The organism is Chitinophaga filiformis, assembly GCF_900102545.1.
In the GTDB taxonomy this organism is placed as follows: Bacteria; Bacteroidota; Bacteroidia; order Chitinophagales; family Chitinophagaceae; genus Chitinophaga; species Chitinophaga filiformis.
In genome coordinates, this window is record NZ_FNBN01000015.1 from 43,658 (window position 1) to 58,262 (window position 14,605).

Annotated in this window: 11 protein-coding genes; 7 read left to right on the forward strand and 4 right to left on the reverse strand. The window is 46.6% G+C overall.

Annotated elements, in window-relative coordinates:
- Positions 1-297: 297 nt before the first annotated feature.
- Both BLR32_RS32620 and BLR32_RS32625 read right to left on the reverse strand, forming a co-directional pair.
- Entirely contained in the window at positions 298-1,329 is a 1,032-nt protein-coding gene (locus BLR32_RS32620) for an alkene reductase (protein ID WP_089838696.1), read from the reverse strand.
- Positions 1,330-1,387: 58 nt separating this feature from the next.
- Positions 1,388-1,960: a TetR/AcrR family transcriptional regulator gene (locus BLR32_RS32625; RefSeq protein WP_089838698.1), complete on the reverse strand. Its 573-nt coding sequence runs from the start codon at positions 1,958-1,960 to the stop codon at positions 1,388-1,390.
- 305 nt (positions 1,961-2,265) lie between these two features.
- On the opposite strand from BLR32_RS32625, the gene BLR32_RS32630 reads away from it, so the two are divergent.
- From BLR32_RS32630 to BLR32_RS32650, 5 genes are all read left to right on the forward strand, one after another.
- Entirely contained in the window at positions 2,266-2,838 is a 573-nt protein-coding gene (locus BLR32_RS32630; protein ID WP_176842516.1) for a DUF4142 domain-containing protein, read from the forward strand.
- Positions 2,839-3,003: 165 nt separating this feature from the next.
- A complete protein-coding gene (locus BLR32_RS32635) occupies positions 3,004-4,374 on the forward strand; it encodes an exonuclease domain-containing protein (RefSeq protein WP_089838701.1) in 1,371 nt (456 codons plus the stop codon).
- Positions 4,375-4,510: 136 nt separating this feature from the next.
- Positions 4,511-5,440 (forward strand): phosphoribosylaminoimidazolesuccinocarboxamide synthase, encoded by a 930-nt coding sequence (locus tag BLR32_RS32640; RefSeq protein WP_089838703.1) that lies wholly within the window; start codon positions 4,511-4,513, stop codon positions 5,438-5,440.
- A gap of 82 nt (positions 5,441-5,522) precedes the next feature.
- Positions 5,523-7,319 carry an ABC transporter ATP-binding protein gene (locus tag BLR32_RS32645; protein ID WP_089838705.1) on the forward strand — a complete coding sequence of 599 codons (1,797 nt, stop codon included), beginning with the start codon at positions 5,523-5,525 and terminating at the stop codon, positions 7,317-7,319.
- A gap of 159 nt (positions 7,320-7,478) precedes the next feature.
- Positions 7,479-7,907, forward strand: a complete 429-nt coding sequence (locus tag BLR32_RS32650; protein ID WP_089838708.1) for a DUF3276 family protein — start codon at positions 7,479-7,481, stop codon at positions 7,905-7,907.
- A gap of 885 nt (positions 7,908-8,792) precedes the next feature.
- Here the strand turns inward: BLR32_RS32650 and pgi are convergent.
- Together pgi and BLR32_RS32660 are read right to left on the reverse strand one after the other, a co-directional pair.
- Positions 8,793-10,445, reverse strand: coding sequence for a glucose-6-phosphate isomerase (pgi, locus tag BLR32_RS32655; RefSeq protein WP_089838710.1), 1,653 nt, complete (start codon positions 10,443-10,445; stop codon positions 8,793-8,795).
- A gap of 157 nt (positions 10,446-10,602) precedes the next feature.
- On the reverse strand, positions 10,603-11,409 hold the full coding sequence (locus BLR32_RS32660) for a hypothetical protein (protein WP_089838712.1): 807 nt from the start codon (positions 11,407-11,409) through the stop codon (positions 10,603-10,605).
- A gap of 87 nt (positions 11,410-11,496) precedes the next feature.
- Between BLR32_RS32660 and prfB the strand changes: the two genes are divergently transcribed.
- Positions 11,497-12,586 (forward strand): peptide chain release factor 2 gene (prfB, locus tag BLR32_RS32665; protein WP_143011671.1). Its coding sequence is split into 2 segments (ribosomal slippage): positions 11,497-11,556 and positions 11,558-12,586, totalling 1,089 coding nucleotides; the frame shifts between segments, so codons are not numbered across the junction.
- A gap of 267 nt (positions 12,587-12,853) precedes the next feature.
- Positions 12,854-14,488 (forward strand): L-glutamate gamma-semialdehyde dehydrogenase, encoded by a 1,635-nt coding sequence (gene pruA / locus BLR32_RS32670; protein WP_089838716.1) that lies wholly within the window; start codon positions 12,854-12,856, stop codon positions 14,486-14,488.
- Positions 14,489-14,605 lie beyond the last annotated feature (117 nt).

Genomic DNA, 14,605 nt, shown 5'->3' on the forward strand with positions numbered 1-14,605 from the left:
CGATCTGTTACATTATAACTATGGCTAAGCTGTTTTTTTTGAAATCCAATCTGTTTACGTCTGATATTTATTCCTAAAACAGATCCAGCCCATTTTATACTGCCGGTACTATTAGAGAATTGCTCTTCCCAGCCTAAGTTTTATTTATCCATTCAACGTTCTTCAAGCGATTGTCTAAAGCTAATCGTATTTATATCCTGCACTTAAGTATCCTGATTTTCTTACCCGAAGAACCACTTCCGCAACAGCTCTCCCGTTACGGAAGTGTAAACAACTAAACAACTCTCAGATTTATGATTAACAATTCGCGCAAGCGTAATTGGGTTTTTTAAGTGGCTCACTGGAAGTCATTTCAAACTTACCGGAGAGGGGAGAAGAAACACATGGATTTTCGAAAGCGATGAGATCTGCCAATCCGTTCTGCACGGTCTGTTCCGCATATACGGCATCATAATCACCATTCAGGATGAGTGTACCATTGAACCTTGAACGGACACCTGCTATCAGTGTAGCCGGAGTGGAAGGTTCTGTCAGCAGATGGATATAAGACAAGCCATAAGTGTCCAGTGCATCCACCAGGTAAGCGTAAGTTGCATCTATCTCATTATGATGCTGAAGATCGTTTACCTGGCTGTAAGGCGACAGGCGGATACCTGTGCGGTGTTTGCCGATGGCGTGACTCACAGCAGCTACCGTTTCCAGTATAAAGCGGACCCTGTTAGGGATGCTGCCGCCGTATTTATCTGTACGCTGATTAGTATCAGGATGCAGGAACTGGTCCATCAGGTAGCCATGTGCTGCGTGCAGTTCTACTCCGTCAAACCCGGCTGCAATAGCCTGGGTGGCTGCCTTCACATACTGCTGCACCATTTTCTGTACTTCTGAAGTGGTCATCGCTCTCGGAGTGGCATATGGCTGCCATCCGTGTTGTTCTGTCCAGATCTCTCCTTTGGCGGCAACCGCTGAAGGAGCAATCACTTCTGCCTTTCCGGGCATGTTTGCCGGATGTGATATACGTCCGGTATGCATGATCTGCAGGAAGATCCGGCCTCCGTTCTCATGAACTGCCTTTGTAACTTTCTTCCATCCGTTTATCTGGTCCTTGCTGTAGATGCCAGGCATGTGCGCTTTGCCCATACCATTCTCCGCAGGACCGGTCCCCTCTGCTATGATCAGGCCAGCTTTGGCCCGCTGGCTATAGTAGTTCACCATCACGTCGTTCGGAATACCCGCAGGAACGTGCGTCTTGCCCAAGGTAGGCGCCATGACTACCTTGTTGGATATGGCGTAATTGCCTATTGTAGTAGATGATAATAGTGTTGGATACATAGCCTGTCGTGTCGTTATTAATTCCAGAATGATTATTCCAAAAAAGAGTAAAAAAATATCAATGCCTGATGCTATCCAATATATGGTCTGCCATACGTTCCAACATCTCTCTATCACCAAAAAGGACGTCCATCATCCAGAGGGAGCTGAAGCTGGCGTAAAGGAACTGGGCTAATGTAGCAGGGTCTTTCTCTGCCGGTATTTCATTCATCTGTTTTGCTTTCTCCAGTAGTTCCTGTAAAACGCTGATGCTTGCTTTGGCCTGTTCCCTGACGATCATCTTAATGCCATCATCCATCGAAGCGAGTTCAAAGGATGTTTTGACCATCATACAGGATTTTCCCTCTTTTCTATTGGTAACGGCTCTTCGTACGATACTTTCCACTGCTGTCATAGGAGAGACCTTATCACAGCATTGTTTATAGTCAAATAGTTTCTCTTTCGCGTAGTTCTGCAGACACTGTTGAAAGAGGGCGTACTTGTCGCCGTAAGTATCATATATACTGGCCCGGTTCAATTGCATCTCGTCTACAAGGTCCTGCATAGACGTAGCATTGTATCCCTTCTCCCAGAAGAGATCCCTTGCTTTTGCCAGCTTTTCCTCAGGATCGAATGCTTTGTTACGTGCCATGACACAAAATTAGAATTTCAGAATGAATGTTCCAAATTATTTTAGAACGACTGTTCTGGAATTGTATTGCCTGAAAGGACAGGACGGGGAGATTGATCTACAAATTTCTTATATAAGTATTGATAATCATTATGGTACAGGTCGCATTTGTCAAACTTAGAAGGATTAATGGATTCCAAGGATTGGCCCGCTATCTGTCCTGTCCGGAACCTGGCATGGTACCCTTTTTGCAAAACAACAGACGTAAACGGTACGACACGTTATTACTGATTACATCTCAAATTGTTAAACCAAAAAGGGTACAAATGAAAAAGCTCACTTTTTTTGCCGCTACTTTGCTGGCTGCCTGGATGTTACAGGCTTGTAATGGAGGAAATACTAATGCGAAACATGAAGATGCTGTGGATAGCGCACAGGCCGTAAATAAAGAAACTGCCCCCGTTGACAAGGAATCCTCTGACTTTGCAATAGAAGCTGCAAATGGAGGTATGATGGAAGTGGAAGCCGGTAAACTGGCTCAGGAAAAAGCAACGAATCAGCGGGTAAAAGATTTTGCCGCTATGATGGTACGTGACCACTCCAAGGCAAACGATGAACTGAAAGGATTGGCACAGAGTAAGAATATCGCCTTGCCTGACAGCGTAAGCGGAGATGCTAAAGACCATATCGACAAAATGAGTAAGATGTCAGGAAAAGACTTCGACAAACATTATATCGATATGATGGTGGATGATCATGATAAAGACGTGGATAAATTTGAAAAGGCATCCGGCAACCTGAGCGATCCTGATCTGAAAACATGGGCTGGTAATACACTGCCTACACTGAGAGCTCACCAGGATTCAGCCAAGGCTATCAAGGAATCTCTTAAGAAATAAATAACGCTACGGCATTAATGGTAACTATGTAGTTGTTAGTCCCCGGGACTTGTTTTGATTGTTGAGTTCGAGGATGTCGCACCCGGTGGCTAACAACTCTTTTATAAAAGATATAATTCTCCACGTACAAACTTGTATTTATATTTGTTTGCTGAGTGGAGAGTTATGTACGCAATAGTAGATATAGAAACAACAGGAGGCCATGCCAGTGCCAATGGTATCACTGAAATAGCCATTTTTATTTATGACGGCCAGGAAGTAGTGCAGCAGTACGAAACGCTGATCAACCCCGGTGTGCCGATTCCGAGATATATTCAATCCCTGACAGGTATTACAGATGATATGGTTGCCAGCGCCCCTTCCTTCGAAGAGGTGGCGGCCGATATATATGCCCTTATACACGATAAGATCTTCGTGGCCCACAACGTCAATTTTGACTATTCCTTTTTACAATATCATCTGGCGAAAGCCGGTTACCAGCTGCGCAGTAAAAAACTCTGCACGGTAAGACTGGGGCGTAAGATCGTTCCGGGACTGCCATCATACAGCCTGGGTAATCTATGTAAATCATTGCAGATAACAGTGACACAGCGCCACCGGGCCTCCGGCGATGCTGCAGCTACTGTAACGCTTTTCGGCCTGTTATTGCGACAGGACACCAACAACGCCATTGCCAATGCGCTAAGCGTGCATTCCAAGGAACAGTTCCTGCCGCCAAATCTTCCTCCGGAACAGGTAACCGCATTGCCACGTAATCCGGGTGTTTATTATTTCCATGATCAGAAAGGAAAAGTAGTATATGTTGGTAAGGCTAAGAATCTCCGGAAAAGGGTGAACAGCCATTTTACCGGCAACAGCGCCAGTCGTAAACGCCAGGAGTTCCTCCGCAACATTTACAGTATTTCCCACGAGGTAACCGGTACAGAGCTGATGGCCAACATACTGGAAAGCGTGGAGATCAAACGGCTATGGCCTATCTACAACTACTCCCAGAAACATATCGAATTTAAATATGGCTTCTACTGTTTCGAAGACCAGCAGGGTTATCTCCGCCTGGCAATAGAGAAACGCAGGAAGTATACCATGCCATTACATGCATTTCCGCTGCTGGTGCAGGGGCACCAGATGCTGCGGGGCCTGATCAGGGAGTTTGACCTTTGTCCGCGTCTGTGCTTCCTTCAGAAAGGAAACGGCGCCTGTTCTCCCATCCCCGATCATACCTGCCGGGGCGCCTGCGAGAAGAAAGAAGGACCTGAAACATACAACCTTCGGGTAAAAGCCGCTATTAATCATATGCAGCAGCAACAACCCTCCTTTATCATTATGGGCACAGGCCGTGATGCACAGGAGCAAAGCTGTATCCTGATGGAGAAAGGCCGCTTCTACGGAATGGGCTATATACCCCGCGATACGGCCATTACGGAAGAAACTGGAGTAAAAGAATGGCTGACACAGTACCCTGAAAATGAGTATATTCTGAACCTCATCCACGCGCATGCGGGTAATCATCACCAGGAGCTCGTAAAGTTTTCTTAGAATTTATCTGTAATAATTCCCTCAACCTAAAGTATTTTTGCGAACCTGAATACATAACCGCTTGTTGATGTTCTTGTCAACAGCCTGTGAATGAGGGCTATTCATTAATCATTTTTAATAGGTAATTATTAAGTTCATGTTAGAGTCGAATTTTAAGCTTCCTGGACAAACGGCTTTTTATAAGGGAAAGGTAAGGGATGTATACACTATTAACGACAAACTGATGGTAATGGTGGTAAGCGACCGTATCTCAGCATTCGACGTGGTATTACCCCGCCCGATTCCTTACAAAGGACAGGTACTAAACCAGGTGGCAGCTGTTATGCTGGAAGCTACTAAGGATATCGTTCCTAACTGGGTAAAGGCAGTTCCTTTGCCAGGTGTAACCATCGGCTTGAAATGTGAGACCTTCCCTGTAGAAATGGTGGTGCGTGGTAACCTCACCGGGCATGCCTGGAGAACGTACAAAAGTGGTAAACGCGAACTGTGTGGTGTAACTATGCCGGAAGGACTGAAGGAAAATGATTTCTTCCCTTCTCCGATCATTACGCCTACCACCAAGGCCCACGAAGGCCATGACGAAGACATATCCCGTGAAGAGATCATTGCCCGCGGACTTGTAAGCAAGGAAGATTATGAGCAGCTGGAAAAATATACCCTCGCCCTGTTCCAACGCGGTAAGGAGCTGGCAGCTAAACGTGGCCTGATCCTGGTAGATACCAAATACGAATTCGGTAAGATCGGCGATACCATCTATGTGATCGATGAGATCCATACACCTGACTCTTCCCGTTACTTCTATGCAGAAGGCTATGAAGAAAAACAGAAAGCAGGTCAGCCACAGAAACAGCTCAGTAAAGAGTTCGTTCGTGAATGGCTGATGGCAAACGGCTTCCAGGGTAAAGATGGTCAGCAGGTGCCTGAGATGACCGACGAGTTTGTCAATAGCGTAAGCGAACGTTATATCGAGCTGTTCGAGAACATCACTGGTCAGAAATTTGTGAAGCAGGATGTTTCCCTGGCAGATGCTGAAAAGAAGATTGCCGAGACGCTGCAGAAATTATAAGACAGTGTCAACCGACCGCAAACAGGAACGCTTTATGTTCCTGTTTGTGGTCGGTTGACAAAGATATCCGACTATAACCAACATGAAACACCTGGCCACGCTCAATAAGTACTTCGTAAAATACAAGTGGAGGTTCCTGACCGGTTTGATCTGTACTGCTGTATCCATTGTATTCAGCGTGTTCCAGCCTATTATGGTAAGACAGATCTTCGACCTTCTTGCCCTCAATCTTAACAACTACAATCTCCTCAGCGATACCGGCCTGAAAGCTGCTTTCCGTGGCAACTTTACCAATGTCCTGGCTTTCTATGGCATCAGTATCCTGTTGTTTGCCCTCCTCAGCGGATTTTTCCTGTATCTCCAGCGGCAAACCCTCATTGTGATGAGTCGCCACATTGAATATGACCTCAAGAACGAAATTTACCAGCATTACCAGATACTGGACCTGAACTTCTATAAAATGCACCGTACCGGCGATCTGATGAGCCGTATTACGGAAGATGTGTCCCGCGTGCGTATGTACGTAGGACCGGCTATTATGTATGCTACCCGTACCATCTTCATGATTGTGATAGTGGTGTATCTGATGATAGATGTAAATCCATTGCTGACATTCTACACCTTATCCCCCTTGCCTGTACTGGCGCTGATCATCTATTATGTGAACCATATCATTCACCGTAAAAGCGAGCGTATACAGGCACAGTTGTCTAATATTACCTCCATTGCCCAGGAGTCCTATTCCGGTATCAGGGTGATCAAGTCTTACGTACAGGAGGAAGCCAGTATCAAACACTTCGAGGAAGCCAGCGAGGCTTACAAGCAAAGTTCTGTGAGTCTGGCTAAAACAGATGCCCTGTTTCAGCCGAGTATGTCCCTCATGATAGGCCTTAGCGTGGTACTGACCATCTTCATAGGGGGTATTCAGGTGATCCATGGCAATATTACGGTAGGTAACCTGGCCGAATTTGTGATCTATGTGAACATGCTGATGTTCCCGTTCTTTTCCATCGGGATGGTTGCTTCCATGATTCAGCGCGCCGCAGCCAGCCAGCAACGTATCAACGAATTTCTTGACATAAAACCGGCTATCGCCGATACACCTGGTGCCAAACCTGTTCATATTAAGGGAGAGGTAGTGTTTAAGAATGTTTCCTTTACCTATCCTCATACCGGCATCCAGGCCATCAAAAACTTTAACCTGACGGTAAAGCCAGGAGAAAAGGTAGCGGTAATCGGTCGTACGGGTTCCGGAAAATCCACCCTCGCCCAGTTACTCATACGTATGTATGATCCGCAGGAAGGAGAGATCCTGCTCGATAACCAGGACATCCGCCAGGTAACACTGGAAAGCTTGCGCCACCAGATCAGTTATGTGCCTCAGGACGTGTTCCTGTTTTCCGATACAATCATGAATAATATCCGCTTCGGTACCCCCGAGGCAGGTCCGGAACTGGTAAAGACAGCTGCCCGGCAGGCATCGGTAGAAAAGGATATTCTGAGCTTCAGGGAAGGCTTTGACACGGTAGTAGGGGAGAGAGGGGTAACGCTCAGCGGGGGGCAGAAACAGCGTATTTCCATTGCCCGTGGACTCATTAAGGACCCTAACCTGCTGGTATTCGACGACTGCCTGTCAGCCGTTGACGCCCGTACGGAAAAAGAGATCATCGGTAACCTCTATGCCTATCTTAAAGATAAAACGGCTATAATCATTACCCACCGCATATTTGCGCTGTTCGACTTCGATAAGATCATCGTATTGGAAGACGGAAGGATTGTTGAAACGGGAACACATAACGAATTATTGGCATTAAACGGTTACTATGCAGAATTGTATGCCCGTCAGCAGTCCGGCGAAGAGGAATCTGTAATAGAATAATAATCATCTCCTTATACATGCCTGTAAACCAGTAGGTAAAGTGATATTCTATCATTTTTCAAAATCATTTAAAATTATTTTGATATTTGTAAACTAATAGTATATTTGTTTCTTATTGGAAAAAGGATTTGATTCGTTAACAACTTAAATCTATCAACTGTGGCGTACGAAAATACCAATCAGCAGGAAAGAAATAATGACAGTATCTTTTCTAAACGATTGAAAGCGGGCAAAAGAAGAACTTACTTCTTTGATGTAAAGACCACTCGTGGAAATGATTATTTTCTGACCATTACCGAAAGCAAGAAACGCTTCAACGACAATGGTTATGACAGGCACAAAGTATTCCTGTACAAGGAGGACTTCAACAAGTTCCTGAATGCATTGACAGAGACCATCAACTACGTGAAAACTGAGTTGATGCCCGACTTCGATTTTGATGCCTACAACCACGATTATGTGCGCGACGATGAGGATGGCGAAGGAGCTGAAACTTCTGAATCAGTAGTAGAAGTTGAAGCTGCTGTTGCTGAACCAACTGTTGCTGCATCCGCTTCTTCTCATAGTGAAGATGTAGACAAGTGGTAATCTAAGCTTAGATCATTCATTTTTATTTGATGATAAATAAGACCTCCGGTTTCTCCGGAGGTTTTTTTGTGCGCATAACTTTCCGCTAAAGGTCGACTAAAGGCAGACGCGATGTATCACCATGAATAGTCAGGGGGCTTTAAGTCCAACCTAAAGGCATAGTAAAGGCATGGTAAAGGAATAGTAAAGGCATGGTAAAAGCATGGCAAAAGCATATTAATAATACGGATATCATTCGCTTCAGTAGACCCCTTTAGGGGTCTTAGTGTTTGTAGCGCGGGGTGATAACCCCGGGTAACAAAAACGGGGCGTCAACCCCTGCGTAACGAAACGGGTTTTCAATCCCGGGTTGACAATACGGGCGTCAACCCCCTGGATAACGAAACGGGTTTTCAACCCCGGGTAACAAAAACGGGGCGTCAACCCCTGCGTAACGAAACGGGTTTTCAATCCCGGGTTGACAATACGGGCGTCAACCCCTGGATAACAAAACGGGGTTTTCAACCCCGGGCAACAAAAACGGGGCGTCAACCCCCTGGATAACAAAACGGGGTTTTCAACCCCGGGTAACAAAAACGGGGCGTCAACCCCTGGATAACAAAACGGGGTTTTCAACCCCGGGGCAACAAAAACGGGGTGTCAACCCCTGCGTAACGAAACGGGTTTTCAACCCCGGGGCAACAAAAACGGGGCGTCAATCCCTGGATAACGAAACGGGTTTTCAACCCCGTGTCAACAAAAACGGGGCGTCAACCCCTCCGTAACGAAACGGGTTTCAATCCCGGGTTGACAATACAGGCGTCAATCCGGTAACGCAGAAACGATTTAAAACAACAAAGGACTTCCCTGCGGAAGCCCTTTGCCATAAATATCTGTCGATTGAAATTATTTCTTCATCTGTTTCCAGGCATTGATCAATCCATTGGTAGATGCATCATGGCTGGTAACTACATCCGCGCTTTCCAGTTCAGGCAGGATCTTGTTAGCGAGTTGTTTACCCAGTTCAACACCCCACTGGTCAAAGCTGTAAATATTCCAGATTACACCCTGTACAAAGATCTTGTGTTCGTACAGCGCTACCAGTGAACCCAGTGAGCGGGGAGTGATCTCTTTTACGAGGAAGGAGTTCGTAGGTCTGTTACCGGTAAATACTTTATAAGGCAGCAGCGCTTTGATCTCTTCTTCTTTCAGGCCGGATTTCTCCAGTTCTGCACGTACTTCTGCTTCTGTCTTACCATTCATCAGTGCTTCTGTCTGTGCAAAAAAGTTGGACAGCAGTTTCACATGATGATCGCCGATAGGATTATGGCTGATGGCGGGAGCGATGAAGTCGGCCGGTACGATACGAGTACCCTGGTGGATCAGCTGGTAGAATGCGTGCTGGCCGTTGGTGCCAGGCTCGCCCCATACGATAGGACCGGTTTCGTAGGTTACCGGTTTACCGGTACGGTCTACATATTTACCGTTGCTCTCCATATTTCCCTGCTGGAAATAGGCGGCGAAGCGGTGCATATACTGGTCATATGCCAGGATTGCCTCGGTGGAGGTATCAAAGAAGTTACCGTACCACAGGCCTATCAAAGCCATGATAGCAGGAATGTTCTTTTCCAGCGGAGTAGTGCGGAAGTGGTTGTCCACTGCATGTGCACCTTCCAGTAAGGCTTTGAAATTGTCGTAACCTACAGTCAGCGCGATGCTCAGACCAATAGCAGACCATAAGGAATAACGGCCGCCAACCCAGTCCCAGAATTCGAACATATTGGCTGGATCAATACCGAATGCCTTTACCGCCTTTTCGTTAGTAGAAAGGGCAGCAAAGTGTTTCGCTACAAATGCTTCGTCTTTCGCAGCATCCAGGAACCATTTACGTGCGGTGAGCGCGTTGGTCATTGTTTCCTGGGTGGTGAAGGTTTTGGAAGCTATGAGGAATAGTGTTTCTTCCGGAGTTACTTTTTTAAGTGTCTCTGCGATGTGAGTACCGTCCACATTGGAAACGAAATAAGGCTGTATTCCCTCTTTCCAGTAGGGCTTTAATGCCTCGGTCACCATTACCGGGCCCAGGTCAGAACCACCGATACCGATATTCACAATGTAACGTATAGGCTTGCCGGTATAACCTTTCCATTCGCCGCTATGGATACGCTGGGTAAAGTTTTCCATTTTCTTCAGCACGGCCATTACATCTGGCATTACATCTTTTCCGTCCAGTACTACAGGATTACCGGAAAAGTTACGCAGGGCGGTGTGCAGTACAGCCCTGTTTTCAGTAGCATTGATCTTTTCAGCACTGAACATGGCTTTGATACCTTCTTCCACACCGGTTTCCTTTGCCAGCTGCAGGAGGTAGGAGAGCGTTTCTTCTGTAATGATGTTCTTTGAATAGTCGAACAAAATATCTTCAAAAGAGAGCGTGAACTTCTTAAATCTGTCAGCATCCGCCGCAAACAACGTGCGCAGGTGCGTTTCCTTCATTTTGGAAGCATGCTGCTGCAATTGTTGCCAGGCTTTTGTAGCAGTCGGATTAGTCGTTGGGAACATAAAAACGCATTTTATGGCATCAAAAGTAATAAATAGTTGGATAGTCTCAGAACCAATCCGCCGGAAAGGAAGACCAATATTTAAAGATAATTCATTCAGGCAGAGTAAACTATGCTTCCGGTAATATATACAAGGGAATCGGGAATAAAGACATTCGTTATGACAATCTTCTGTTGGTGATGAGGCGCCAGGTACTACTGATAGCAATAATTGCCATTGCACCGATGCAGGCGCCGACAATAGGCATTTCTGCAGAGCCGCCGACAGACTGACGTTTTACAATAATGCCCGAAAGCGCCCAAAGTGCCACCAGGCCTACAACAATATTGTGTCTGCGTATAATCAGCAACGTTGCAGCCACAGTGCATAACACTATGAGAAAAATAGTCCCCGGAACGCTCATGCCATCCCATCCCAGGTATACCAGGAAGGCCGCAATATTAGCCACTGTTGCAATGCATATCCACCCGAGATAGAGGCTGAAAGGAATGTGTACAAACAGTTTTTCAGCCCTGGTGACCGGCAGATGCGGCAGTGCAATGTTAAAGTTCAGGTGAATGGCCAGCAGGCATACCAGCAGGGCAATCATGAGAAGGATGGATAGTGGCAGCAGCTCATAATGCCAGGCAAACAGCCAGCAGGAATTGGCCATACAACTGATCAGCCACCAGCCGCGCAGTCGCTCCATAAACAATTCCAGCGCAGGTACACGTCCTTTTGAGAACGCCAGCCATAACTGGAACACAATAAAAGCCAGCAGTGCAAGATAGATGAGTCCCCAGATGGCGAAAGTATATCCTGCCGGTACGAAGAGGCTGTCATATCTGTCGGAGATGTCGGCAGTGCTCTTGTTGTTGATCAGATTAAGGTTGGCCAGTGCGTTGACAATAACTACCACCATGTACCCTATTGTATTGAAAACCGCGCTGTTCTTGTAATAGAGGGTTTTATGGGAGGTTGTCATAGATAGCAATAGTTTTTAAATAACTGGGAATTAATATGATAAAAGTCCCGCAAATATTGTTCCCCTTTTTCCGTACATTTGCGCCCTATGACAGCAGAACAACTTAAAGCTATGAGGGACCGTCTCCATGTCCTGGGAGGTTTTCTTTAACGTCCAGGACCGCATAGCAAAAATAGAAAATGATAAGCAACTTACGTTAGCCCCCGGCTTCTGGGACGACAACGCCCGGGCTACGTCAATTCTGAAAGAGATCAAGGTGAACAAATTCTGGGTGGATCTCTATGAGAGCGTGCAAACATCCATAGAGGACAGCAGTGTACTGCTCGACTTCCAGAAAGAAGGCGAAGCCACTGAGGAAGAAGTGGAGCAGGCATACCAGTCAGCACTGACAGCTCTTGACGAATTGGAATTTAAATCAACACTGAACGAGCCCGAAGACGAGATGCCGGCAGTGCTCACTATCAATTCAGGCGCCGGTGGTACCGAAAGCCAGGATTGGGCAGAGATGCTGTTACGCATGTACCGTATGTACGGCGAAAAGCAGGGTTGGAAAGTATCTGAAATTGATGTACAATACGGGGATGGCGCCGGTATTAAATCAGCCTCCCTGGAAATGGACGGAAGCTTTGCCTATGGCTTGCTGAAAGCGGAAAGCGGTGTGCACCGGCTGGTGCGTATCTCTCCGTTTGATGCCAACGCCCGCAGACATACTTCCTTCGCTTCCATCTTTGTATATCCGCTGGTGGATGATACCATTGAAATTGCAGTGAACCCTGCCGACCTGGAATGGGAATTCTACCGTTCCGGAGGTAAAGGAGGGCAGAACGTAAACAAGGTAGAAACCGCAGTGCGTTTGAAACACATTCCTTCAGGCATCATCATCGAATGTCAGCAGGCACGTACGCAGGGCGAGAACCGTGAAAAGGCGCTCACCATGCTGAAATCCCGCTTATATGAAGAAGAGCTGCGTAAGAGGGAAGAACTGAAAAACGCCGCCAACGCCAACAAGCGCAAAATTGAATGGGGATCGCAGATCCGTTCCTACGTATTCCATCCTTACAAAATGATCAAAGATCACCGTACGGATTATGAAGTAGGTAACGTTCAACCTGTTATGGACGGCGAACTGGAGGGCTTCATCAAGGCTTACCTGATGATGTCCAAAGGAGAAGAATAACGTAACTTTGCAAATATGCCCTGTGCTGATAATTTGAGAATGCTCAACTTATCAGCACTTTTGCATATTAGGCAAGACTGCCACGGATGGGAATGATGGTGCTTCGCATGTTAATCCGGACCAGGATGGAATGCTGACTCAGACCAGACCGGGAGAAAGATGATGCCTGCTTATGGCCGACAACGGCCCTGCTTAATGAGAGAAATCTAAACTCAACCTGCAAACAATTGGAAGAAACAACAAGATCGAACATAAAAACTTCTGAGAATGCATAATGCTTATTTCCACTTTGCTGCACCTGCCAATGAACCAGTGTACAGCTATGCTCCGGGTTCCCCCGAAAGGGAAGCGTTGAAAAAACAACTGGCCGCTTTTAAAGCCCAGGAATTTGATATCCCCATGTACATTGGAGATAAGGAGGTGCGTACCGGCAAGACGATTGACCTTCGTCCTCCTCATGAAATAAAACATAAGCTGGGCCATTTCCATGAAGGTGATGCCAGCCACGTAAAAGACGCTATTGCTGCAGCACTGGCTGCCCGCGCTAAATGGGCAGACACGCCATGGGAACAACGCGCTGCCGTATTCCTGAAAGCTGCAGACTTACTCGCTACCAAATACCGCTATCAGATCAATGCGGCTACTATGCTGGGGCAGAGTAAAAATGCTTTCCAGGCAGAAATAGATAGCGCCTGTGAACTGATCGACTTCCTCCGCTTTAACGTACACTATCTCGCAGATATATATAACCAGCAACCAGTTAGTTCACCAGGTGTGCACAATCGCCTGGAATACCGTCCGCTGGAAGGTTTCGTGGTAGCTATCACGCCGTTCAACTTTACCGCTATCGCAGGTAACCTGCCTACATCTGCCGCTATGTGCGGTAACGTAGTAGTATGGAAACCTGCCTATACCCAGGTACTGGCTGCACACGTGATCATGAAAGTATTACAGGAAGCCGGCCTGCCAGCAGGTGTGATCAACCTGGTATATGCCGACGGTCCGGTACTGGGTGATATCTGCTTCAGTCATCCTGATTTCGCAGGTATCCACTTCACAGGTTCTACCAGCGTATTCCAGCAGATGTGGAAGACGATCGGTACCAATATCAGCAAATACAAAACATACCCTCGTATAGTAGGAGAGACCGGTGGTAAAGACTTCGTACTGGCACACAAATCTGCTGACGTAGATACAGTGGCCATTGCGCTGGCCCGTGGTGCTTTCGAATACCAGGGACAGAAATGCTCCGCCGCTTCCCGCGCTTACCTGCCATCCAATATCGCAGAAGCCGTGAAAGCGAAACTGGTAGCTGAACTGAAGACCATGAAAATGGGTACTACAGAAGATTTCACCAACTTTATCAACGCCGTGATCGATGAACGCTCTTTCGATAAGATCGCTAAATATCTCGACAACGCAAAGAATGATCCTAACGCTAAGATCATCGCTGGTGGTAACTATAATAAAACAGAAGGTTACTTTGTTGAGCCGACTGTTATCGAGGTGAAAGATCCGAAATATGTAACCATGTGCGAAGAGATCTTTGGCCCTGTGCTGACTATCTACGTATATGAAGCAGATGAATTCAACGAGATCATGGATATCGTTGATACTACCTCCCCATATGCACTGACAGGCTCTATCATCGCGCAGGACCGTTATGCGATCGATCTGGCAACGAAGAGACTCGTAAATAGTGCAGGTAACTTCTATATCAATGACAAGCCTACCGGTGCAGTAGTGGGTCAGCAGCCTTTCGGTGGCGCCCGTGCTTCCGGTACCAATGATAAGGCAGGTTCCGCGCTGAATCTGTACCGTTGGTTGAGTGCAAGAACGATTAAGGAGACGCTGGTACCACCAACTGATTACAGGTATCCATTCCTGAAGGAAGATAAATAGGACGTATATACGCGAAATAAAAACGGGGAGATCGAAATGATCTCCCCGTTTTGTTTATGATTGTATGGTTTGGGATTTTGAATTCCAGGGGTTATCACCCCTGGCTACAAACAAGAC

What these genes read in the sequence shown, in the direction of transcription:
- BLR32_RS32620 (WP_089838696.1), bottom strand. Translation starts at nt 1,329, where the DNA reads ATGTATCCAACACTATTATCATCTACTACAATAGGCAATTACGCCATA.
- BLR32_RS32625 (WP_089838698.1), bottom strand. Translation starts at nt 1,960, where the DNA reads ATGGCACGTAACAAAGCATTCGATCCTGAGGAAAAGCTGGCAAAAGCA.
- BLR32_RS32630 (WP_176842516.1), top strand. Translation starts at nt 2,266, where the DNA reads ATGAAAAAGCTCACTTTTTTTGCCGCTACTTTGCTGGCTGCCTGGATG.
- BLR32_RS32635 (WP_089838701.1), top strand. Translation starts at nt 3,004, where the DNA reads ATGTACGCAATAGTAGATATAGAAACAACAGGAGGCCATGCCAGTGCC.
- BLR32_RS32640 (WP_089838703.1), top strand. Translation starts at nt 4,511, where the DNA reads ATGTTAGAGTCGAATTTTAAGCTTCCTGGACAAACGGCTTTTTATAAG.
- BLR32_RS32645 (WP_089838705.1), top strand. Translation starts at nt 5,523, where the DNA reads ATGAAACACCTGGCCACGCTCAATAAGTACTTCGTAAAATACAAGTGG.
- pgi (WP_089838710.1), bottom strand. Translation starts at nt 10,445, where the DNA reads ATGTTCCCAACGACTAATCCGACTGCTACAAAAGCCTGGCAACAATTG.
- BLR32_RS32660 (WP_089838712.1), bottom strand. Translation starts at nt 11,409, where the DNA reads ATGACAACCTCCCATAAAACCCTCTATTACAAGAACAGCGCGGTTTTC.
- pruA (WP_089838716.1), top strand. Translation starts at nt 12,854, where the DNA reads ATGCATAATGCTTATTTCCACTTTGCTGCACCTGCCAATGAACCAGTG.